Genomic DNA, 20,528 nt, shown 5'->3' with positions numbered 1-20,528 from the left:
AGGGAAAACATAATAAAGAAGAAAGAGCGGAGGAACATGCCATGGTACTAGATCAAACAAAAAAATTACTCATCGTCATCATCGGCGCTTTACTCAATGCTGCCGGGCTGAACTTATTTTTGATTCCGGCAGATGTATATGCCAGCGGATTTACAGGTGTTGCCCAGCTTTTATCAAGCGTCGTTGATCAATATGCCCCCTTTTACATATCGACGGGAACGCTCTTGTTCCTCTTAAACATCCCGGTCGGTATTTTAGGTTGGCTGAAGGTCGGCAAATCGTTTACGGTTTACAGCATTTTAAGTGTCGCACTCACTACTCTGTTTATGGGGATCTTGCCGGAAACAAGCCTGTCACATGACATTTTGCTGAACGCGGTGTTCGGCGGCGTCATTTCCGCAGTCGGTATCGGCTTAACATTAAAATACGGAGCTTCGACAGGCGGGCTTGATATCGTCGCCATGGTGCTCGCAAAGTGGAAGGATAAACCCGTCGGCACGTATTTCTTCATTCTGAACGGGATTATCATCTTGACGGCAGGATTATTGCAAGGTTGGGAGAAAGCATTATATACCCTGGTTACACTATATGTGACAACGAGGGTGATCGACGCCATTCACACTCGCCACATGAAGCTCACGGCAATGATCGTGACGAAAAAAGCGGACGAAATCAAGGAAGCCATTTACGGAAAAATGGTGCGCGGCATCACAACTGTTCCGGCAAAAGGAGCTTTTACGAACGAACAGAAAGAAATGATGATTATCGTCATCACGAGGTATGAACTGTACGATTTAGAAAAGATCGTCAAAGAAGTTGATCCGAAAGCATTTACGAACATCGTTCAAACGACAGGGATTTTTGGTTTCTTTAGAAAAGACTGACGAAAGCAGGTGGAAGTCGTGAAACGGCTGTTTGTGATGCTCCTCCCCGTGCTGCTTTTGATAGGCTGCGGGAAAGATGAGCAGACAGAACCCGATAAGGAGGTATCAGGCGGAATGGAGAATCAAGAGGTTGTTTTATCTATTGACGCAATTCAGGAGCCTGAACAAATCAAGTTTAACATGTCGCTGAAGAACCAAAGCGAACGTGCTATTGAGTTTCAATTCAGCACAGGGCAAAAATTTGAACTTGTCGTGTATGATTCTGAGCACAAAGAAAGATACCGTTATTCGAAAGACAAAATGTTTACGCAGGCTTTTCAAAACATGACGCTTGAATCTGGAGAAACATATGATTTCTCTGATGTGTGGAAGGAAGTCCCTGAGCCCGGAACCTATGAGGTAAAGGTGACATTTAAGGGCAGGGCGGAAAATCTCAAGCAGGTTCAGGCTGTTCAGCAGTTTGAAGTCAAATAAGAGGCTATGGCGAGTCGCCATAGCCCTTTTTTATTGCAGTTTGTCCAGCTGATTTTGAAATTGATGCAGCTGTTGACGTTCCGCATCTGTCGAATTGGCATACGCAGAAGATACAGCATTTTTGGCTCTCAGAATCGCTTGCTCCTGATCGCCTTCCTCAAAGCCGTTTGTCACCATGACCGCCTGTTGAACAAATGATTTTGCCTGCTGAAACAGTTCATTTCTCATTTAATATTCATACTGCCTTTCAGCCGAGTCTCGTGCCGCGGCATGCTGATGAGCTTCTTCTAAAGTAGACCGATATGGAAATTTTGCGGCGTGTAGCCCGATGGAGTCTTTACCCTGCTGAATAAACCTTCTGGATTTGCTTCGTTTACCCATTTTGAGACTGCCCCCTTCCATACTTTGACGAGATGAGTCGTCTTCAATAGTATGGTGGGGTAAAGTAAGGTTTATGAGTGGGAAAAATTAATACGGACCTTCTTTAAAGTGAGAAATATTCTTTCAAAAACCTTGCCACGCCGTCCTCTTCATTTGTAGCCGTTGCTCGGTTGGCAATCTGCTTGACCGCGTCAATTCCATTTCCCATTGCAACGCCGCAGCCTGCAAATTCAAGCATTTCCAAATCGTTATCCTCATCCCCGAAAGCAATGATCCGCTCCCTCGGCACGCCGTAATAATCGCTGATTTTCTGCAGGCCGACCGCTTTATTCATGCCGCTTTTGATAATTTCAATGACATGCCACGGCGCGGCCCATCTTCTATGGTCGATTACCTCGGCATGCACATCCGATAAATATGAGCGTATTGCTGGCACATCCTCTTCTTTTGCATGTATGAGTACAGACGTCACATCTTCACCAAGATTTTCCCTCAAGTCTCCGACTGTTACATTTGTTGTGTTCATGTTAAAGGCATCTATCAGGTGCTCATCATGGTAATGAAAGTATACGTCGTCAATCACTTCAGCAAGCACGTTATGTACGTTGTAGCTCTCGCTGATATCCACGAGCTGTTTGACAACATCAAGCGGCAGTGACGTATGATACCGCCCCCAGCTGTCGTCTTGCGGATGATGGACAAATGCTCCGTTAAAATTGACAATTGGCGTTGTCAGCTCCATTTGCTGGTAGTACATGGAACTTGAACGATACGGTCGGCCTGTTGAGATGCAGACATAATGCCCGTCATCTTTTAGGCGCTGTATCGTCTGAAGGGTGTTTTCAGATATGGTTTTATCATCCTTTAATAATGTTCCATCTAAATCTAATGCGATTAAATAGGGTTTTGTCTCCATGAAAAGCTCCTTTAACCTTAGATTTTGCTTGTTTTGCCTTACTTACAGTGTAGCTTTTTACCATCTTTATTGTCTACATGTTACACTTATGATTATGGTTATCCTAAGGAGGGACACATTGTGATACAAATTGAGAATCAAACCGTTTCCGGTATTCCGTTTTTACATATTGTAAAGGAAGAGAACAGGCACCGCGCTGTTCCTCTCGTGATCTTTATACATGGTTTTACAAGCGCGAAGGAACACAACCTTCATATTGCTTATCTGCTTGCGGAGAAGGGTTTTAGAGCCGTTCTGCCGGAGGCTTTGCACCATGGGGAACGGGGAGAAGAAATGGCTGTCGAAGAGCTGGCGGGGCATTTTTGGGATATCGTCCTTAACGAGATTGAAGAGATCGGCGTACTTAAAAACCATTTTGAAAAAGAGGGCCTGATAGACGGCGGCCGCATCGGTCTCGCAGGCACGTCAATGGGCGGCATCACAACGCTTGGCGCTTTGACTGCATATGATTGGATAAAAGCCGGCGTCAGCCTGATGGGAAGCCCCAATTACGTGGAGCTGTTTCAGCAGCAGATTGACCATATTCAATCTCAGGGCATTGAAATCGATGTGCCGGAAGAGAAGGTACAGGAGCTGATGAAACGTCTCGAATTGCGGGATCTCAGCCTTCAGCCGGAGAAACTGCAACAGCGCCCGCTTTTATTTTGGCACGGCGCAAAAGATAAGGTCGTGCCTTACGCGCCGACCCGGACATTTTATGACACGATCAAATCCCATTACAGCGAGCAGCCGGAACGCCTGCAATTTATCGGAGATGAAAACGCTGACCATAAAGTCCCGCGGGCAGCTGTGTTAAAAACGATTGAATGGTTTGAAACGTACTTATAAAGCACTAAGTTATTAACAAGAGCTGAATTTACGTTATACTGTAGAAAAAAGGAGTGAGGGAACGTGGAAGAAGCATTAAAAGAAAACATCATGGGCGCCCTGGAACAGGTTGTCGATCCTGAGCTTGGCGTTGATATCGTGAACCTTGGTTTGGTATACGATGTTGACATGGATGAAGACGGCTTAACGCACGTGACGATGACACTGACATCAATGGGATGCCCTTTAGCGCCGATTATCGTTGATGAGGTGAAAAAAGCATTAGCGGACCTTCCTGAAGTGAAAGACACAGAGGTTCACATTGTATGGAATCCGCCTTGGACTAGGGATAAAATGTCCAGATACGCAAAAATTGCGCTTGGCATTCAATAAAACAAAAGAGGACAGCCTGACATGTGAGGCTGTCCTTTTTTACAGCTGAAAGGAGTGAAAGGAAATGATGTACCTGCTGGCAGTTTTATGCCCGCCGCTTGCTGTTTTGTTTTCGGGAAAACCGTTTCAGGCCTTGCTGAATCTCATATTGACCTGTATCTTTTGGCTGCCGGGCGCGATTCACGCCTGCTTTATCGTCGCCGACCGCCGTGCCGAAAAACGGGCAAGAAGATAATTTGGAAAAATGAGGACGCAGTCATGGTATAATGGTCATAAAAAACAGCAGGGAGAGCACTATGAAAAAGAAATTGCTTGCATTCGCGCTTTGTACTGGCGCGTATGCGGCCCTGTTTGCGTACTCTGTGAACTCAGAGCAAAAAACAGACACAAGCGAGATGACGGATGTCAGCCGCCTGATGCCTGTAAAAATAAAGCAGACAGTGAAAGGGCAGGAAGAGGAAACGCTCATTGACACAGTCAAAGAGGCAAATCGAAAAAACATAAAAATTTCAATCGCCGGGGCCCAGCACTCCATGGGCGGCCATACATATTATGAGGACGGCATCGTTCTCGACATGATGGGCTACAACAAAATCCTGTCACTCGATCAAGAGAAGAAAACCATCAGGGTGCAAAGCGGTGCAACGTGGAATGATATCCAGAAATACGTGAATCCATACGGACTCGCGGTAAAAGTCATGCAGTCACAAAACATTTTTACAATCGGCGGATCTCTCAGCGCAAATGCACACGGGCGTGATATTCGCTACGGCTCGCTGATTGATACAGTTAAATCATTCCGGCTTTTAAAAGCTGACGGGACGATTATCACTGTCACTCCAAAAGATGATTTGTTTACGGCGGTCATCGGAGGGTACGGTCTTTTTGGCGTGATTCTTGATGTAACGCTTGAGCTGACAGATGATGAGCTGTATGTCATGAAGACAGAAAAAATGAATTACAGCACATACGCAGACTATTTTTCAAAGCATGTAAAAGGAAATCCAGATGTCCGAATGCATCTGGCGCGAATTTCAACAGCGAAAAAAGGATTTCTGAAAGACATGTATGTCACAAATTACGTATTGGCTGATCACCAGGATCAACTGCCATCATACAGCGATCTCAAAGAAGATGAGTATACGGGAGCCACAAAGTTTGCACTCGGTTTGTCAAGACGGTATGAATGGGGCAGGAATTGGCTGTGGGACACACAGCAATCCTATTTCCTGAGCCAAAACGGCACAGAGATTTCACGCAATAACGTCATGCGGTCCGAATCTAAGTTTCTTGAGTATGAAAACAATGACAACACAGATGTTTTGCAAGAATATTTTGTGCCCGTGAAGGAGTATGGGTCCTATATTGATGACCTGAGACAAACGCTGTCGGACGAAGATCTGAACCTGCTGAACATTACGATCCGCTACGTGCAGAAAAATGAAAAGGCCGACCTTTCCTATGCGAAGGACGATATGTTTTCGCTCGTGCTATTAATAAACGAGGGTTTTTCAAAAGAAGACCAGGCAGATACTGCCCGAATCATCAGGCGCATGACAGACGTTGCCATCAAGCACGGCGGCAGCTATTATCTGCCTTATATGACCTACCAGACAAAAGCGCAAATGAGGCAGGCATATCCGAAAAGTGAAGCGTTTTTTCAGAAAAAACGAACCTATGACCCGGATGAGCGCTTTATGAATTACTTTTATCAGAGGTATAAATGATGGGGAAAAACAAATTAAAATGGCTGACATTATCACAAAGCAGCGTGTTTTTCGCAAGCAGCTTAATCTTTCCGTTTTATATTCTGTTTGTGAAAAATATCGGCTCAAGCTACACACAGTTCGGTTTTTCCTACGGATTGTTCGGGTTGAGCGGAGCGCTCATTTACCCGCTCCTCGGACGGCTGTCTGAAAGGTTTGACAGCCGTTATTTTCTGCTTCTGAACTCGTGGGGGATGGCTGTTCTGCTTTTATATGTCCCGCATATCGGAAGCGTCGTTCAAGTGTATATCGTCCAAGTGCTGTTAGGGCTCTTTGGAGCGATGCAAAAGCATGGAGAAAAAGTGCTGATCGCTAATTTTACAGACAGCGGAGAGCGTGGAAAGAAGATTGGGAATTACCATTTTTGGACAGCTGTCTTTTCAGCAGCAGCCATTATGCTCGGGGGTTTTCTCGCTGACTTTTTCACAGTGCAAATGATTTTTTATGCAAGCTCTATTCTATATTTTTTCAGTGGATTGATGATGATGAAAACAGGCTGACGCGGTCAGCCTGTTTTTTTATGCGGCTGAAAAGCGGCGACACATCAATGTTTTCTGCTGGAGTCGTGCTGATTTTTTTGAGCGGAATTTCCATTGAACAGAAAATTTATAAATGAATAAAAATATTAAATATACGATTGAATTAATTTTTATTCATGTTATAATGTTAAATAATTTCACAAAGACCAAGAGGGTGAACTTGTTTTGAAAATAGGAATTGTAGGTGCTACAGGATATGGAGGCACCGAACTTGTCAGGATTCTCTCGCATCATCCTCATGCAGAGGAATGCATACTTTATTCATCCAGCGGAGAGGGGAATGTCTATAGCGAGGGTTATCCTCATCTTACCGGCTTAGCGGATCAGAAGCTGAAGCCGATTGATATGAATACGATCAAACACGAAATAGATATCATGTTTCTCGCTGCGCCGCCCGGAGTATCAAGTGAATTGACTCCAAAGCTGGCAGACGCGGGAATTCCGGTCATTGATCTGTCAGGTGATCTGAGGATACAAGAACCGGCTGAATATGAAAAATGGTATAAACGGACAGCGGCACCGAAGGCGGTGATTCAAGAGGCGGTATACGGTCTGGCAGAACTGAATCAACAGCAAATTCAACAGGCGAAACTCATTGCCAATCCAGGCTGTTTTCCAACAGCTGTTTTGCTTGGCCTCGCGCCATTGGCTCAAAAGAAACTGCTCGATGAATCTTTTGTTATCGTTGACGCGAAGACGGGTGTTTCCGGAGCGGGAAGAAAAGCATCCATGGGAACCCATTTTTCTGAGCTGAACGACAATTTTAAAATTTATAAAGTCAATGAACATCAGCATACGCCGGAAATTGAGCAGGCGCTGAATGAATGGCAGCCAGGTCTCGGGCCCATTACATTTTCGGCTCACTTGGTTCCGATGACAAGGGGCATCATGGCGACGATGTATACCAGATTAACCTGTGATCTATCCGCAGATGACCTGTATGATTTATATTCGGAATTTTACCAAGATTCATATTTTGTGAGAGTGAGGCCAAAAGGTCAGTACCCGCAAACGAAAGAAGTGTACGGCAGCAATTTCTGTGATATCGCCGTGACCCTCGATGAGAGAACGAACAGAGTCACGATCGTCTCGGTAATCGATAATTTAATGAAGGGTGCCGCCGGTCAGGCAGTGCAAAACTTTAATTTGATGAATGGCTGGAATGAAGAAACTGGACTCACCATCACGCCAATTTATCCATAGAACGGGAGAGAATCGAACCATGATTCAGTTAAGTGAAGATCAAATTGTAAAAGTAACAGGTGATGTATCCTCGCCAAAAGGGTTTCAGGCAAAGGGTGTGCATTGCGGGCTGCGTTACTCGAAAAAAGACCTCGGCGTCATTATCAGCGAGACACCGGCCGTGAGTGCAGCGGTTTATACCCAAAGCCACTTTCAGGCTGCTCCGATCAAAGTGACACAAGACAGCTTAAAGCACGGACCGACACTGAAAGCCGTCATCGTCAACAGTGCCATTGCCAATGCCTGCACGGGAGAACAAGGCCTAAAGGATGCATACACAATGCGGGAGAGCTTTGCTTCACAGCTTGGCATTGAGCCGGAGCTTGTCGCTGTTTCATCAACGGGTGTCATCGGCGAGCACTTAGACATGGAAAAAATCCATGCGGGGATCGAGCTGCTGAAAGAAACACCTGCGGGATCAGGCGATTTTGAGGAAGCGATTTTAACAACTGATACGGTGATCAAGCAGACGTGCTATGAACTGGCAATCGGCGGCAAAACAGTCACGATCGGCGGAGCGGCCAAAGGCTCAGGGATGATACACCCGAACATGGCCACGATGCTGGGATTTGTGACAACTGACGCGGCAATCGAAGAAAAAGCGCTGCAAAAGGCGCTTCGGGAAATCACTGACGTTTCATTTAACCAAATCACAGTTGACGGAGAAACATCCACGAACGACATGGTATTAGTTATGGCGAATGGCTGCGCCGAAAACGAGTGCCTGACAGAAGACCATCCAGACTGGCCGGTCTTTAAAAAAGCGCTCTTGCTCACTTGTGAGGATCTGGCTAAAGAGATTGCCAGAGACGGAGAAGGCGCGACAAAACTAATTGAAGCCCAAGTACAGGGAGCGAAAAATAATCTTGATGCAAACGTCATTGCCAAAAAGATTGTTGGCTCAAATCTTGTAAAAACGGCAGTATACGGAACAGATGCCAACTGGGGGCGGATCATCGGAGCCATCGGACACTCCGCAGCACAGGTGACGGCAGAAGAAGTAGAGGTTTATCTTGGCGGCCAATGCCTGTTTAAGAATAACGAACCTCAGCCATTCTCTGAATCTCTCGCCAAGGAATACCTTGAAGGAAATGAAATCACCATTGTCATCAAGATGGATGAGGGGGACGGAAACGGGAGAGCGTGGGGCTGTGACCTGACCTATGACTATATCAAAATTAACGCGAGCTATCGCACGTAATAAAGGGGAGCGAAATGAAGAAAACAATCGTTTTTAAATGCGGGGGAAGTGTCATCCGTGAGCTGTCGGAGGAATTTTTTCAAAATCTGAAAGAGCTGATGGCGTCAGGCTGGAAGCTGGCGATCGTACATGGCGGGGGACCGGAAATCACAAATATGCTGAAACGGTTAAATATCAAGACAGAGTTTTCGGGCGGACAGAGGAAAACAACGAAGCCGGTGCTGGAAGTGGCGGAAATGGTTTTATCCGGTTCTGTCAATAAATTTTTCGTTGCTGAGCTTGCCAAACACGGACTGCGAGCCGCAGGCATTTCTGGTAAGGATGGCGGTCTTTTGGAGGCTGATTATCTAGATCCGGAAACATACGGAGAAGTGGGAGAAATCAAAAAAGTCGATGCGTCCATGGTGAACGCGCTGATGGAAAATGGCATCATCCCCGTTATTGCGCCGCTGTCTATGACAAGCGACTGCAAAACGCTGAATGTAAATGCTGATCTGGCTGCTTCAGCAGTCGCCGGAGCGCTTGAAGCCGATAAGCTGATGTTCGTCACGGATGTCGATGGAATCATGAAGGAAAAGCAGCGTCTGGACGTCCTGACCCCTAAGGAGATTCAGATGCTGATCAAGCAGGAAGTGATCACAGGAGGGATGATCCCGAAGGTCAATTCAGCCTTGTCAGCTTTATCAGATCAGGTGTCTGAAGTCATGATCGTAAACGGAAAAGGATCATTCTTCGCAGAACAAACCTTTCAAGGGACAAAAATCGTCAAAGCAAAGGAGGCTGTTTCATGAGCAGCTTGTTTCAAACCTACGGCCGTTGGGATATTGACATCAAAAAAGCAAAGGGAACGTACGTTGAGGATCAAAACGGCAAAACGTACCTCGATTTCATTCAGGGGATTGCGGTATCAAATCTAGGACACTGCCATGAAGCGGTGACAGAGGCAGTCAAAAAACAGCTTGACAGCGTATGGCACGTATCCAACCTGTTTCAAAACAGTCTCCAAGAGCAAGCGGCGCAGAAGCTGGCAGCGCATAGTGCGGGAGATCTTGTCTTTTTCTGCAACAGCGGCGCGGAGGCGAATGAAGGTGCGATAAAGCTTGCCAGAAAAGCAACTGGAAAAACAAAAATCATCACTTTTCTTCAGTCGTTCCATGGCCGCACGTATGCAGGGATGGCTGCGACCGGACAGGATAAAATCAAAACAGGCTTCGGCCCGATGCTTGAAGGCTTTCACTACCTGCCATACAATGATCCTTCTGCTTTTAAAGCTCTTGGGGAGGAAGACGATATTGCCGCGGTGATGCTTGAAACAGTGCAGGGAGAAGGAGGAGTCAATCCGGCGAGTGCTGAATTTTTATCAGCCGTACAGTCGTTTTGCAAGGAAAAGCAAGCCCTTCTCATCATTGATGAAATCCAGACCGGCATCGGACGGACGGGAAAAGGCTTCGCATATGAGCACTTCGGACTCTCACCGGATATCATCACAGTCGCCAAAGGATTGGGAAACGGCTTTCCGGTCGGCGCTGTCATCGGAAAGAAACAACTTGGAGAAGCGTTTACCCCTGGTTCTCACGGAACGACTTTCGGAGGAAACATGCTGGCGATGGCTGCTGTGAATGCCACATTGCAAATTGTATTCCAGCCTGACTTTCTGCAAGAGGCTGCTGACAAAGGGGCGTTTTTAAAAGAACAGCTTGAGGCAGAGCTAAAGAGCCCTTTTGTTAAACAAATCCGAGGTAAAGGATTAATGCTTGGAATTGAGTGTGATGGCCCGGTTGCTGACATTATTGCTGAATTGCAGACATTAGGCTTGCTTGTATTGCCGGCCGGCCCGAACGTGATTCGGCTGCTGCCGCCGCTCACCGTGACTAAGGATGAAATAGCAGAAGCCGTCAGCAAGCTGAAACAGGCAATCGCTCATCATTCCGCTGTAAACCAGTGATTTTTTTTCGATATAAAGGCATAAAAATTCATTTTTATAATTAATTATTCATCAAGAGGTGGGCTGTTAGATGGAAGGTTATTTAGTGTTAGAAGATGGGACATCGTTCAGCGGCGAGCTGGACGGTCATAAAAACTGTACGGGAGAAGCTGTTTTTTTCACAGGAATGACAGGCTACCAGGAAGTGCTGACAGATCCATCATATAAGGGACAGATTATTGTATTTACCTACCCGCTGATTGGCAATTACGGCATAAATGAAAAGGATTTTGAAAGCAAGAAACCGCAAGTAAAAGCCGCGGTTGTCTATGAGGCGTGTGATCACTTTTCTCATTATGAAGCGGTATACAGCCTCAAGGAGTATTTACAGAAATGGAACATTCCGCTGTTAACCCATGTTGATACGAGGGCTGTCGTGAAGAAAATCCGGGCAAACGGGACGATGGGTGCGACAGTCACAGCCTCTAAAGAAGGAGCTGAGATTGCCCTTCAACCAGAGAATGTGGCAGAGCAGGCTTCCGCCCAGAAAATCAGCACATTTGGCGACGGGAATAAACACATCGCTCTCATTGATTTTGGCTATAAAAAGTCAATCGCATCATCACTTGTCAAACGAGGCTGCAAGGTTACCGTGGTGCCATACCAGCAAATGGAGGCCGTATACAACATCAAACCCGATGGCATTGTGCTATCGAACGGACCTGGAGATCCGAAAGCCATTCAGCCATATTTAGGAAAGATCAAAAGCATCATCAGCCGCTTTCCGACTCTCGGCATTTGTCTCGGACATCAGCTGATCGCGCTCGCGTTCGGAGGGAATACTTTTAAGCTGCCATTCGGGCACAGGGGAGCTAATCATCCGGTCATCGACCGTGAGACGAAACGGGTCTTTATGACAAGCCAAAACCACAGCTATGTGGTTGATGAACAGTCGATTAATGAAGAAGAGCTCACGATCAGGTTTCATCATGTCAATGATACGTCAGTTGAAGGGCTTGCCCATAAAAAACTGCCTGTCATGAGTGTTCAATTCCACCCGGAAGCCCATCCCGGACCGGCGGAAAGCGAATGGATTTTTGATGATTATCTAAAGAATGTGATACCAGCAAGGAGAGAAATCGCGCATGCCTAAAGACACCAGTATTTCAAGCATATTAGTAATCGGCTCAGGCCCGATCATCATCGGGCAGGCAGCAGAATTTGATTATTCAGGCACTCAAGGTTGCATCGCGCTGAAGGAGGAGGGCTACCGGGTGATTCTCGTCAACAGCAATCCGGCGACAATTATGACTGATGAAGCCTTCGCTGATGAAATTTATTTTGAGCCTCTGACAGCAGAAAGCCTGACAGCCATCATTAAGAAAGAACGGCCTGATGGGCTTCTTGCCAATTTAGGCGGTCAGACCGCGTTGAATTTAGCGGTGGAGCTTGAAGAAACGGGTGTTTTAAAAGAGCACGGCGTCAAACTTCTCGGCACATCCGTTGAAACGATACAAAAAGGAGAAGACCGGGAAAAATTCCGTTCGTTAATGAATGAATTAAAACAGCCCGTACCGGAGAGTGAAATTGTTGATAACGAGGCCGATGCCCTCCATTTTGCGGAATCCATCGGTTTTCCTGTTATTATCAGACCAGCTTACACATTAGGCGGAAAGGGCGGAGGAATCGCCCCTGATAAAGAAGCCTTTACAGCTATGATTAAGCAGGCGCTATTAGCAAGCCCGATCAATCAATGCCTTGTCGAAAAAAGCATTGCCGGTTTTAAAGAAATTGAATATGAAGTCATGCGTGACAGCAATAACACATGCATTACCGTCTGCAATATGGAAAATATCGATCCGGTCGGCGTGCATACAGGTGACTCTATCGTTGTGGCGCCGTCACAAACATTGACAGACGAAGACTATCAAATGCTGCGGACAGCAAGTCTGACGATCATCTCAGCACTTGATGTTGTAGGCGGCTGCAACATTCAATTCGCGCTTGATCCATTCAGCAAGCAATATTACGTCATTGAAGTGAATCCGCGTGTAAGCCGGTCATCGGCTCTCGCATCTAAAGCGACCGGTTATCCGATTGCGAAGATGGCCGCGAAACTGGCAGTCGGATACACCCTTGACGAGCTGAAAAATCCGCTCACAGGCTCGACTTACGCAAGCTTTGAACCGGCACTGGACTATGTGATCGTCAAATTTCCGCGCTGGCCGTTTGATAAATTCAAAAACGCAGACCGCAAGCTTGGCACAAAAATGAAAGCCACCGGTGAAGTGATGGCGATTGAACGGAATTTAGAAGCGGCGATACAAAAGGCAGCCGCGTCGCTTGAATTAAAAAATATCGGGACACACCTTCCAGAGCTCAGCGGGTTGTCAATTGATACGCTATGGGATTTGGCAATCACTCCGGATGACCGCAGATTTTTCGTTGTCATGGAGCTGTTGAGCCGCAGCATCTCGATTGATGACATCCATGAAAAAACAAAAATTGATCCGTTTTTCCTTCATACCTTTGACAACATCATCAAATTGGAAAACCGCCTGATGGAAGCAGGGAGCGATCTCTCTTTTGAATTATTGAAGAAAGCAAAGGAAAAGGGATTCTCAGACGCAACGATTGCCTCGCTGATCGGCAAAACAGAAGAAGAGGTGCGCGCGCTTCGCAAGGAGATGGGCATTACGCCTTCCTTTAAAATCGTAGATACATGCGCGGCAGAGTTTGATGCGAAAACAAACTATTTTTACTCCACATATTTCGGAGAAACCGATGGAGACATCAGCCGCAAAGAGAAAAAACGCGCGCTCATTATCGGATCAGGCCCGATTCGGATCGGCCAAGGGGTTGAATTTGATTACAGTGCTGTTCACGGTGTGCTGACACTGCAAGAGCTTGGGTTCGAAACCATCATGATTAACAATAACCCGGAAACGGTCAGCACAGATTATGAAATTGCGGACCGCCTGTATTTTGAACCGATGACAACGGAGCATATTGTAAACGTGGCGGAGCAGGAAAATATTGATTTTGCAATTGTGCAATTCGGCGGCCAAACTGCAATCAATGCTGCTGAAGCGCTCGAGAAAGCCGGCATCACTCTTCTTGGCACATCATTTCAAACGCTCGACGTGTTAGAGGATCGGGATCAATTCTATCAGCTTCTTGACGAGCTGGGATTGAAGCACGCAAAAGGAGAAATTGCCTATACAAAAGAAGAAGCCGCTTCAAAAGCCAGTGAGATTGGCTATCCGGTGTTAATTCGTCCATCTTACGTTATCGGCGGAATGGGCATGATCATTGTTGACTCGCAAGCCCAGCTTTCTCAGCTGCTGAATGATGAGGACAGCATGCCATATCCGATTTTGATTGATCAGTATGTGTCTGGAAAGGAAGTCGAAATTGATTTGATTTCCGACGGCGAGGATGTCTTTATCCCGACATATACCGAGCATATTGAACGGGCAGGTGTCCATTCGGGGGACAGCTTTGCCATTCTTCCGGGACCGTCCATCACGAGCGGGCTGCAGCAGGGCATGAAAGATGCCGCACAAAAAATTGCTCGAAAACTTTCATTTAAAGGCATCATGAACATCCAATTTGTGATCGACAATGGAAACATACTCGTTCTCGAAGTGAATCCTAGAGCGAGCCGCACGGTTCCTGTCGTCAGCAAAGTAATGGGCGTTCCGATGATTCCGCTCGCCACACGTCTGCTGGCGGGAGCGTCCTTAAAAGATCTAAATCCGGCAGTTCAAAATCATCATGGAGTTGCCGTGAAGTTCCCTGTTTTTTCTTCTCATGCGATCCAGGATGTGGATGTCAAGCTTGGGCCGGAAATGAAATCAACGGGAGAAGGCATGTGTGTCGCATATGATGCCAACAGCGCTTTGAAAAAAATCTATACAAGAGTCTGGAGTCAAAAAGGAAGCATTTATTTGCAAAACGTTCCGGAAGATGTGAAGGAGTTAGCAGAAAACGCAGGTTTTACAATACATGAAGGGACATTTGCCTCATGGATGGAACAGGAAGGAAAATCGCTCCACATCAATCTGAGCGGTTCTGAAGAAGCACGCAAAGAACGTTTGGAAGCCATGACGCACGGCATCCCCGTCTTTACAGAAGAAGAAACTGTGCGGGCGTTTTTACAAAGCGGTTCAGGCCATCCGCAGCCTGTATCTCTCAAAGACCTCTATAAAAAGGAAGTGGCATCATGCACACAGTGACGCAAACCAGTTTATACGGAAAAGATTTATTAACGTTAAAGGACCTTAGTGAAGAGGATATAAACGCCTTGCTCGCAGAAGCCGGTGAGCTGAAACAAAACAAAATTCAGCCTATATTCCATGGCAAAACCTTGGCGATGATTTTTGAAAAATCATCAACGCGGACCCGTGTTTCATTTGAAGCGGGCATGGCGCAGCTGGGCGGGAACGCCCTCTTTCTAAGCCAGAAAGATCTGCAGCTGGGGCGCGGTGAGACTGTCGCTGATACGGCAAAAGTGCTGTCAGGCTATGTGGATGCCATCATGATCCGGACCTTTGAACATGAAAAGGTGGAGGAACTTGCCAAAGAAGCTGACATTCCGGTGATCAATGGACTTACCGATAAATACCACCCATGCCAGGCGCTGGCGGATCTCTTGACGATTAAGGAGATAAAAGGGAAGCTTAAAGGCGTAAAAGTCGCATACATCGGTGACGGAAATAACGTGGCGCACTCCTTGATGATCGGCTGCGCGAAAATGGGCTGTGATATCTCGATCGCTTCACCAAAGGGATATGAAGTGTTAGATGAAGCAGCTGAAGCGGCAAAGACATATGCACTTCAATCCGGCTCTTCTATCACGCTGACAGATGATCCGATTGAAGCTGTAAAAGACGCGGACGTGATTTATTCTGATGTGTTTACAAGCATGGGGCAGGAAGCGGAAGAGAAAGAACGTCTTGCTGTCTTTGCGCCTTATCAGGTGAATGCGGCGCTAGTCAGCCATGCCAAGCCTGACTATACATTTTTACATTGTCTCCCTGCGCATCGTGAGGAAGAAGTGACTGCGGAGATTATTGACGGGCCGAACTCTGCAGTGTTCCAGCAGGCGGAAAACCGTCTTCATGTGCAAAAAGCACTGCTGAAGGCCATTTTATATAAAGGGGAATCATCAAAAAACTGCTGAGCCAAACTCAGCAGTTTTTTTGATGGCAACATATTCACAGCCGCTTAGGCGCATACTACAGCAAAAAGGAAAAGGAGGAAAAACAGTGGGACAGCAGCACCAATTCCGGCCCGGACAGAAAGCGCCTAATAACGGTGTCTACGTAGAAATCGGCGAGACAGGGAGTATGGTTAAAAACCCTCAAAAGGTCCATCTGTCAGCAGGGGAAATGTTTCCCGAAACATCAAACCACAACCGGCTGTGGACCTACAAAAGAAAGCCGTGACCACTAAAAAACCCAAAACAATAAATGTTTTGGGTTTTTGGCTTTTTAATGCTGGCTTGCATTTTTGTTCATAGGCATGATTTCTGCTAAAACCATGATTAAGACATACAGTACAACAGCAATGACAGATGATGTTTTGAAATTATACGTAACGCTGTTCATGCTTGCAACCAAGTAGCATGCCATATGTGATAAAAGGAACGTCCAAATAAAGGCAATAATATATCGCACGTTTCCACCTCGTCCTTCTCATTCTATTCTAAAAGTTATCATACCATACAAAAAGCGAAGGGGGAATCCAATTTTAGCAGAAAGTGAGGTGACAAAAGAGTCTGATTCGTCACACTTTAATGGTAAAATATAAAAAACGTCAATCAGTATAATAGCCAAAAATGTAAAAGGCTAGGACTTTACCTTATTCGTTTCTTTTCTATTTACATAAGATAGCGTGAGATGAAGTGTGAAAGGAGGCGGGCAAGCGATGGGAATAACGGAAAGATACTTTCAACTGGGAACGGAGCATAATGTCATTCATCTGCCCTATCGCCCGAACGGCTTCGGCATCTTTATCTTGGGGGACAGAACCCACTTTGTCGGACATGATTCAAGCTTTTGGCAGCAGCATTACGGCAGAAATCAGCTTCTGAGCATGTTGAGGAATGAAGGATATACTCTTTTTAACAGCAATCTGTTCGGAAGGCATTGGGGGGCGGAAAAAGCAGTCACCTATGCCAAACAGCTGATACATTCTGTGCTGAAGCAGGAAATCCTCAATCCGAAGATTCATATATTAGCAGAAGGCATGGGTGCTCTCGTGGCCGATGAACTGCTTCGTTTTTCCCCGGATCATATCCGCTCAGCCGCAATGTTGAATCCTTGTCTCGATCTTCAGGCACATTATGAATCGGAAAAAGAAAATAAATTTTTCTATAAGCAATTTTTGAAAGAAGTTTCGAAAAGCTACGGAATTTCTGAAAAAGAAGCGGAAGCGCTTCGTTATAAAACAATTCAAAGCTACCCGAGCGGCGTACCGGTTCATATATGGCAGCGTATGACCGGATCTCCATATCCCTACAGTGTACATGCAGAAGTTTTCAAGGAAAAACAGCAAAAGCAAGGCTCACCGGTCGACATGACATTTCATTTATTTGAGCATCCAAGCAGAATTTATGCATCAATTTGCAAATTCTTTCACAGTCATGAAAAAGAATTATAGAGAATATAATGACAACAGCCTTCTCTTTTGCGGAGGCTGTTTTATTTTGGGAAATGAAAAACCGGAAGGGCGGCAGATGCAATGGAATCAACGCTGATTGTAGGTGCGGACGAATTTTTCGGCCTTTCATTATGTGAGCGAATGATGGATGAAGGCATACATGTTGACGTTGTTCTGGCGGAAACAGAAGATAAAATGAGACAAATGTACTTAGAAGAAAGACTCATGTGGCTTGGGAGAAATGAACTCTTTCGCCAGCTTGAACACATTGGAGACCAAAATTATGATACAATTTGTATCCAGTTCGGAAGTTTTTTGCCTTTAGACCAATATGATTCTCCTTATATTTTAGTATATGAAGAAGACCGAAAAGAATGGGAAAAACGTGAAAAAACAGGCTCGGAAAAAACCGTGATCCTGCCGAAAATGTATGGGCCATGGAAAGAAGAAACAGAGGAAGACGGCTATTATACAAATGACGTCGCTGACGAGTTGCTGAGATTCCTGTTAGAACCAATCGGTCATAGCAAAGATCAGCTTTTTGAATTGCAAGTCACAGAGAAAACCTCAAAAGAAGAAGCAAAAACAAAAATTATCGAGTGGAAAAGACAATTTTCATCAATTTTCGACAAATATTAAGAAAAACCTTCCATGTTTCGAGTTTTCTAGATACAATAAACGTATAAAATAATACATGTTATAGCTTGTCAAAAGGAGTTGAACATGACTTGATCACAAGGCTTGTCATGATCTTTTCTGTCCTCCTTTTATTGAGTGGATGTGGACAAACTCCGTTCAAAGGAAAAATTGAGAAGGTCGGCATGCTCTTTCCTGATACGATTAATGACCTCGTATGGGGCACAAAAGGGTATAAAGGATTACTGAATATACAATCCAAATACAATGTGGACGTCTATTATAAAGAAGGCGTTAAAACAGAAGAAGATATCATAAATGCGATTGAGGATTTTCATAAGAGGGGCGTCAATCTGCTCTACGGCCATGGGAGTGAATATGCTGAGGTGTTTAACCTGGTCGGCGAAGATTATCCAGATATGGAATTCGTCATTTCCAATGCGAAAGCGAAAGCTGATAATGTAACGAGTGTCCATTTTAGCGGGGAAGCAATGGGCTTTTTTGGAGGAATGACTGCTGCCCATATGTCGAAAACGAATCAGGTCGGTGTAATTGCCTCCTTTACGTGGCAGCCTGAGGTTGACGGTTTTATCAAAGGGGCCAAGTATGAAAATCCGGATATAGAGGTAAATACGAAATATACGGATCATTGGGATGATGATACAACAGCAGTAAAGCTTTATCAGAAAATGAAGAACGAAGGCGCGGATGTTGTGTATCCCGCCGGAGACGGGTATAATGTTCCTGTTATTCAGCAAATCAAAAAAGACGGTCTTTATGCCATTGGCTACGTCACAGATCAATCGGATCTGGGCGAGAATACCGTATTAACCAGCACGGTGCAAAATGTGGACAAGGCCTATGAAATCATTGCTGAACAATTTAATAAAGGCACCCTTGAGGGCGGCGATCATTACTACGACCTGAATACGGGAGTCGTTGAGATGGGAACATTCAGCCCGCTCGTCGACAAAGACTTTCAGCAAAGAATCGCCAAGCTGATCAAAACATACAACAAAACAGGCGAGCTGCCAAAAAACGAGTAATGGAGTGACGTCACATGCAGCACGAAAAATCACTTGAATTCTTGCAAATTGCCATGAAATATCTCCCTGAAGCGAAAGAACAGCTTGAGAAATCAGGCATTGAGCTCTCAATGGAGGCCATACAGCCGTTTATGAATCTGTTTACAACGGTAATGGCGGAAGCTTATGAGCTTGGCAAGTCTGACGCTAAATCTGAAACAGAATAAGAAGAAGCCACTTTTTTGAAAGTGGCTTTTCACATGATTTTCTTTTTAATAGCGGAGAGCATGGGCGCAAGCTCCTTTAAAGCGGGCTTGATTTGATCAAGAGAGTTCATAATTGAACCGATTTGGTCCATAATATGCATGTAATTAATCGTCTCTTCGTCGTTTGTCTGAGAAACCTGAGAAACCTCCTCTTGCTGTTCCTCCTTCTCTTCTGTTGGTTTTGCTGCATCGCCGAACATCATTCTTGAAAACACATCCAACTGCATACGCCTCCTTTCCATATACCATACTCTATGAGTAAGATGAACTGATAGTTTAGACGAATATATTGCCATGTGAAAAAAAATAGGATAGAATTAGTACCTGATACTAATAATTGATCACAACCTGATTGATCTTCTAAATTTAAGATATAAAGGAGTCTTCCCTTATGAAAGCTGGAATACTTGGTGTTGGACGTTACATTCCTGAGAAGGTTTTAACAAATCATGATCTTGAAAAAATGGTTGAAACTTCTGACGAGTGGATTCGTACAAGAACAGGAATAGAAGAAAGAAGAATCGCAGCAGATGATGTGTTTTCATCACATATGGCTCTTGCTGCAGCGAAAAATGCGCTGGAACAAGCTGAAGTGGCTGCTGAGGATCTGGATATGATCTTGGTTGCAACTGTTACACCTGATCAGTCATTTCCTACGGTCTCTTGTATGATTCAAGAACAGCTCGGCGCGAAGAAAGCGTGTGCTATGGATATCAGCGCGGCTTGTGCGGGCTTCATGTACGGGGTTGTAACCGGTAAACAATTTATTGAATCCGGAACCTACAAGCATGTTCTAGTTGTCGGTGTAGAGAAGCTCTCAAGCATTACCGACTGGGAAGACCGCAATACAGCCGTTCTGTTTGGAGACGGAGCAGGCGCTGCGGTAGTCGGACCTGTCAGTGATGACAGAGGAATCCTTTCATTTGAACTAGGAGCCGACGGCACAGGCGGTCAGCACTTGTATCTGAATGAAAAACGACATACAATCATGAATGGACGAGAAGTTTTCAAATTTGCAGTCCGCCAAATGGGAGAATCATGCGTAAATGTCATTGAAAAAGCCGGACTTTCAAAAGAGGATGTCGACTTTTTGATTCCGCATCAGGCGAACATCCGTATCATGGAAGCTGCTCGCGAGCGTTTAGAGCTTCCTGTCGAAAAGATGTCTAAAACTGTTCATAAATATGGAAATACTTCTGCCGCATCCATTCCGATCTCTCTTGTAGAAGAATTGGAAGCCGGTAAAATCAAAGACGGCGATGTGGTCGTTATGGTAGGGTTCGGCGGAGGACTAACATGGGGCGCCATTGCTATCCGCTGGGGCCGATAAAAAAAGGTGAGGTGCACA

General features: G+C 45.5%; 25 protein-coding genes. 20 read left to right on the top strand and 5 right to left on the bottom strand.

Annotated features, from left to right (window positions below):
• Window positions 1-41 precede the first annotated feature (41 nt).
• Together ACQVGT_RS14740 and ACQVGT_RS14735 are read left to right on the top strand one after the other, a co-directional pair.
• Entirely contained in the window at window positions 42-884 is an 843-nt protein-coding gene (locus ACQVGT_RS14740) for a YitT family protein (protein WP_003245017.1), read from the top strand.
• 18 nt (window positions 885-902) lie between these two features.
• Window positions 903-1,358: a BsuPI-related putative proteinase inhibitor gene (locus tag ACQVGT_RS14735; RefSeq protein WP_015483077.1), complete on the top strand. Its 456-nt coding sequence runs from the start codon at window positions 903-905 to the stop codon at window positions 1,356-1,358.
• A 30-nt stretch (window positions 1,359-1,388) separates the two neighbouring features.
• Here the strand turns inward: ACQVGT_RS14735 and ACQVGT_RS14730 are convergent, their stop codons facing one another.
• From ACQVGT_RS14730 to yitU, 3 genes are all read right to left on the bottom strand, one after another.
• On the bottom strand, window positions 1,389-1,586 hold the full coding sequence (locus ACQVGT_RS14730; RefSeq protein ID WP_003245613.1) for a DUF3813 domain-containing protein: 198 nt from the start codon (window positions 1,584-1,586) through the stop codon (window positions 1,389-1,391).
• Entirely contained in the window at window positions 1,587-1,739 is a 153-nt protein-coding gene (locus ACQVGT_RS14725) for a hypothetical protein (protein ID WP_015483078.1), read from the bottom strand. It abuts the gene before it with no gap.
• Window positions 1,740-1,842: 103 nt separating this feature from the next.
• Window positions 1,843-2,655, bottom strand: coding sequence for a 5-amino-6-(5-phospho-D-ribitylamino)uracil phosphatase YitU (gene yitU / locus ACQVGT_RS14720; protein ID WP_015383328.1), 813 nt, complete (start codon window positions 2,653-2,655; stop codon window positions 1,843-1,845).
• 120 nt (window positions 2,656-2,775) lie between these two features.
• Between yitU and ACQVGT_RS14715 the strand changes: the two genes are divergently transcribed.
• The 13 genes from ACQVGT_RS14715 to ACQVGT_RS14655 all read left to right on the top strand — a co-directional run bounded on the left by ACQVGT_RS14715 (window position 2,776) and on the right by ACQVGT_RS14655 (window position 16,037).
• On the top strand, window positions 2,776-3,543 hold the full coding sequence (locus ACQVGT_RS14715; protein ID WP_015383329.1) for a prolyl oligopeptidase family serine peptidase: 768 nt from the start codon (window positions 2,776-2,778) through the stop codon (window positions 3,541-3,543).
• A gap of 63 nt (window positions 3,544-3,606) precedes the next feature.
• Window positions 3,607-3,915 carry a metal-sulfur cluster assembly factor gene (locus tag ACQVGT_RS14710; RefSeq protein WP_014479422.1) on the top strand — a complete coding sequence of 103 codons (309 nt, stop codon included), beginning with the start codon at window positions 3,607-3,609 and terminating at the stop codon, window positions 3,913-3,915.
• 64 nt (window positions 3,916-3,979) lie between these two features.
• Window positions 3,980-4,150: a YqaE/Pmp3 family membrane protein gene (locus tag ACQVGT_RS14705; RefSeq protein ID WP_003232996.1), complete on the top strand. Its 171-nt coding sequence runs from the start codon at window positions 3,980-3,982 to the stop codon at window positions 4,148-4,150.
• Between the two features lie 61 nt (window positions 4,151-4,211).
• Window positions 4,212-5,642, top strand: a complete 1,431-nt coding sequence (locus ACQVGT_RS14700) for an FAD-binding oxidoreductase (RefSeq protein WP_015483079.1) — start codon at window positions 4,212-4,214, stop codon at window positions 5,640-5,642.
• Window positions 5,642-6,181, top strand: a complete 540-nt coding sequence (locus ACQVGT_RS14695) for an MFS transporter (protein ID WP_046340226.1) — start codon at window positions 5,642-5,644, stop codon at window positions 6,179-6,181. Before ACQVGT_RS14700 ends, ACQVGT_RS14695 begins: the two co-directional genes overlap by 1 nt.
• Before the next feature lie 204 nt (window positions 6,182-6,385).
• The gene (argC, locus tag ACQVGT_RS14690; RefSeq protein ID WP_015383332.1) at window positions 6,386-7,423 is read left to right on the top strand and encodes an N-acetyl-gamma-glutamyl-phosphate reductase; all 1,038 of its coding nucleotides are present in this window, start codon (window positions 6,386-6,388) and stop codon (window positions 7,421-7,423) included.
• A 19-nt stretch (window positions 7,424-7,442) separates the two neighbouring features.
• Window positions 7,443-8,663 carry a bifunctional ornithine acetyltransferase/N-acetylglutamate synthase gene (argJ, locus tag ACQVGT_RS14685; protein ID WP_015383333.1) on the top strand — a complete coding sequence of 407 codons (1,221 nt, stop codon included), beginning with the start codon at window positions 7,443-7,445 and terminating at the stop codon, window positions 8,661-8,663.
• A gap of 14 nt (window positions 8,664-8,677) precedes the next feature.
• On the top strand, window positions 8,678-9,454 hold the full coding sequence (gene argB, locus ACQVGT_RS14680; RefSeq protein WP_014476417.1) for an acetylglutamate kinase: 777 nt from the start codon (window positions 8,678-8,680) through the stop codon (window positions 9,452-9,454).
• Window positions 9,451-10,608, top strand: coding sequence for an acetylornithine transaminase (gene argD / locus ACQVGT_RS14675; protein ID WP_015383335.1), 1,158 nt, complete (start codon window positions 9,451-9,453; stop codon window positions 10,606-10,608). The genes argB and argD overlap by 4 nt, the downstream gene beginning before the upstream one ends.
• 70 nt (window positions 10,609-10,678) lie before the next feature.
• On the top strand, window positions 10,679-11,740 hold the full coding sequence (locus ACQVGT_RS14670; protein WP_015383336.1) for a carbamoyl phosphate synthase small subunit: 1,062 nt from the start codon (window positions 10,679-10,681) through the stop codon (window positions 11,738-11,740).
• Window positions 11,733-14,825 (top strand): carbamoyl-phosphate synthase (glutamine-hydrolyzing) large subunit, encoded by a 3,093-nt coding sequence (gene carB, locus ACQVGT_RS14665; protein WP_015383337.1) that lies wholly within the window; start codon window positions 11,733-11,735, stop codon window positions 14,823-14,825. The genes ACQVGT_RS14670 and carB overlap by 8 nt, the downstream gene beginning before the upstream one ends.
• A complete protein-coding gene (argF, locus tag ACQVGT_RS14660) occupies window positions 14,813-15,772 on the top strand; it encodes an ornithine carbamoyltransferase (protein WP_015383338.1) in 960 nt (319 codons plus the stop codon). The genes carB and argF overlap by 13 nt, the downstream gene beginning before the upstream one ends.
• Before the next feature lie 85 nt (window positions 15,773-15,857).
• Window positions 15,858-16,037 (top strand): YjzC family protein, encoded by a 180-nt coding sequence (locus ACQVGT_RS14655; RefSeq protein ID WP_003245356.1) that lies wholly within the window; start codon window positions 15,858-15,860, stop codon window positions 16,035-16,037.
• Window positions 16,038-16,082: 45 nt separating this feature from the next.
• Here ACQVGT_RS14655 and ACQVGT_RS14650 read toward each other — a convergent pair whose 3' ends face one another.
• Entirely contained in the window at window positions 16,083-16,268 is a 186-nt protein-coding gene (locus tag ACQVGT_RS14650; RefSeq protein WP_003245236.1) for a YjzD family protein, read from the bottom strand.
• Between the two features lie 250 nt (window positions 16,269-16,518).
• Between ACQVGT_RS14650 and ACQVGT_RS14645 the strand changes: the two genes are divergently transcribed.
• From ACQVGT_RS14645 to comZ, 4 genes are all read left to right on the top strand, one after another.
• Window positions 16,519-17,253 (top strand): hypothetical protein, encoded by a 735-nt coding sequence (locus ACQVGT_RS14645; protein WP_015483082.1) that lies wholly within the window; start codon window positions 16,519-16,521, stop codon window positions 17,251-17,253.
• A gap of 81 nt (window positions 17,254-17,334) precedes the next feature.
• A complete protein-coding gene (locus ACQVGT_RS14640; RefSeq protein WP_015383340.1) occupies window positions 17,335-17,892 on the top strand; it encodes a hypothetical protein in 558 nt (185 codons plus the stop codon).
• An 89-nt stretch (window positions 17,893-17,981) separates the two neighbouring features.
• A complete protein-coding gene (gene med / locus ACQVGT_RS14635; protein ID WP_014476425.1) occupies window positions 17,982-18,935 on the top strand; it encodes a transcriptional regulator Med in 954 nt (317 codons plus the stop codon).
• A 14-nt stretch (window positions 18,936-18,949) separates the two neighbouring features.
• Window positions 18,950-19,141 carry a ComG operon transcriptional repressor ComZ gene (gene comZ, locus ACQVGT_RS14630; RefSeq protein WP_003224559.1) on the top strand — a complete coding sequence of 64 codons (192 nt, stop codon included), beginning with the start codon at window positions 18,950-18,952 and terminating at the stop codon, window positions 19,139-19,141.
• Between the two features lie 29 nt (window positions 19,142-19,170).
• Here the strand turns inward: comZ and yjzB are convergent, their stop codons facing one another.
• A complete protein-coding gene (gene yjzB / locus ACQVGT_RS14625; protein WP_015383342.1) occupies window positions 19,171-19,407 on the bottom strand; it encodes a spore coat protein YjzB in 237 nt (78 codons plus the stop codon).
• A gap of 164 nt (window positions 19,408-19,571) precedes the next feature.
• On the opposite strand from yjzB, the gene fabH reads away from it, so the two are divergent.
• Complete coding sequence (gene fabH / locus ACQVGT_RS14620; RefSeq protein WP_015483083.1) at window positions 19,572-20,510, top strand: beta-ketoacyl-ACP synthase III; 939 nt, start codon at window positions 19,572-19,574, stop codon at window positions 20,508-20,510.
• The last annotated feature ends 18 nt before the right edge of the window (window positions 20,511-20,528 follow it).

The organism is Bacillus sp. SCT118 (assembly GCF_058566435.1).
Note: the sequence above shows the minus strand (reverse complement) of the source record. Positions and strands in the feature narration are given on the sequence as shown.

Excerpts from the sequence above, each read along its gene's own strand:
- ACQVGT_RS14645 (WP_015483082.1), top strand. The coding sequence starts at position 16,519 with ATGGGAATAACGGAAAGATACTTTCAACTGGGAACGGAGCATAATGTC.
- ACQVGT_RS14695 (WP_046340226.1), top strand. The coding sequence starts at position 5,642 with ATGGGGAAAAACAAATTAAAATGGCTGACATTATCACAAAGCAGCGTG.
- ACQVGT_RS14640 (WP_015383340.1), top strand. The coding sequence starts at position 17,335 with ATGGAATCAACGCTGATTGTAGGTGCGGACGAATTTTTCGGCCTTTCA.
- argF (WP_015383338.1), top strand. The coding sequence starts at position 14,813 with ATGCACACAGTGACGCAAACCAGTTTATACGGAAAAGATTTATTAACG.
- ACQVGT_RS14740 (WP_003245017.1), top strand. The coding sequence starts at position 42 with ATGGTACTAGATCAAACAAAAAAATTACTCATCGTCATCATCGGCGCT.
- carB (WP_015383337.1), top strand. The coding sequence starts at position 11,733 with ATGCCTAAAGACACCAGTATTTCAAGCATATTAGTAATCGGCTCAGGC.
- argB (WP_014476417.1), top strand. The coding sequence starts at position 8,678 with ATGAAGAAAACAATCGTTTTTAAATGCGGGGGAAGTGTCATCCGTGAG.
- ACQVGT_RS14725 (WP_015483078.1), bottom strand. The coding sequence starts at position 1,739 with ATGGGTAAACGAAGCAAATCCAGAAGGTTTATTCAGCAGGGTAAAGAC.
- argJ (WP_015383333.1), top strand. The coding sequence starts at position 7,443 with ATGATTCAGTTAAGTGAAGATCAAATTGTAAAAGTAACAGGTGATGTA.
- comZ (WP_003224559.1), top strand. The coding sequence starts at position 18,950 with ATGCAGCACGAAAAATCACTTGAATTCTTGCAAATTGCCATGAAATAT.
- ACQVGT_RS14705 (WP_003232996.1), top strand. The coding sequence starts at position 3,980 with ATGATGTACCTGCTGGCAGTTTTATGCCCGCCGCTTGCTGTTTTGTTT.
- yjzB (WP_015383342.1), bottom strand. The coding sequence starts at position 19,407 with ATGCAGTTGGATGTGTTTTCAAGAATGATGTTCGGCGATGCAGCAAAA.
- fabH (WP_015483083.1), top strand. The coding sequence starts at position 19,572 with ATGAAAGCTGGAATACTTGGTGTTGGACGTTACATTCCTGAGAAGGTT.
- yitU (WP_015383328.1), bottom strand. The coding sequence starts at position 2,655 with ATGGAGACAAAACCCTATTTAATCGCATTAGATTTAGATGGAACATTA.
- ACQVGT_RS14730 (WP_003245613.1), bottom strand. The coding sequence starts at position 1,586 with ATGAGAAATGAACTGTTTCAGCAGGCAAAATCATTTGTTCAACAGGCG.
- ACQVGT_RS14700 (WP_015483079.1), top strand. The coding sequence starts at position 4,212 with ATGAAAAAGAAATTGCTTGCATTCGCGCTTTGTACTGGCGCGTATGCG.
- argD (WP_015383335.1), top strand. The coding sequence starts at position 9,451 with ATGAGCAGCTTGTTTCAAACCTACGGCCGTTGGGATATTGACATCAAA.
- ACQVGT_RS14670 (WP_015383336.1), top strand. The coding sequence starts at position 10,679 with ATGGAAGGTTATTTAGTGTTAGAAGATGGGACATCGTTCAGCGGCGAG.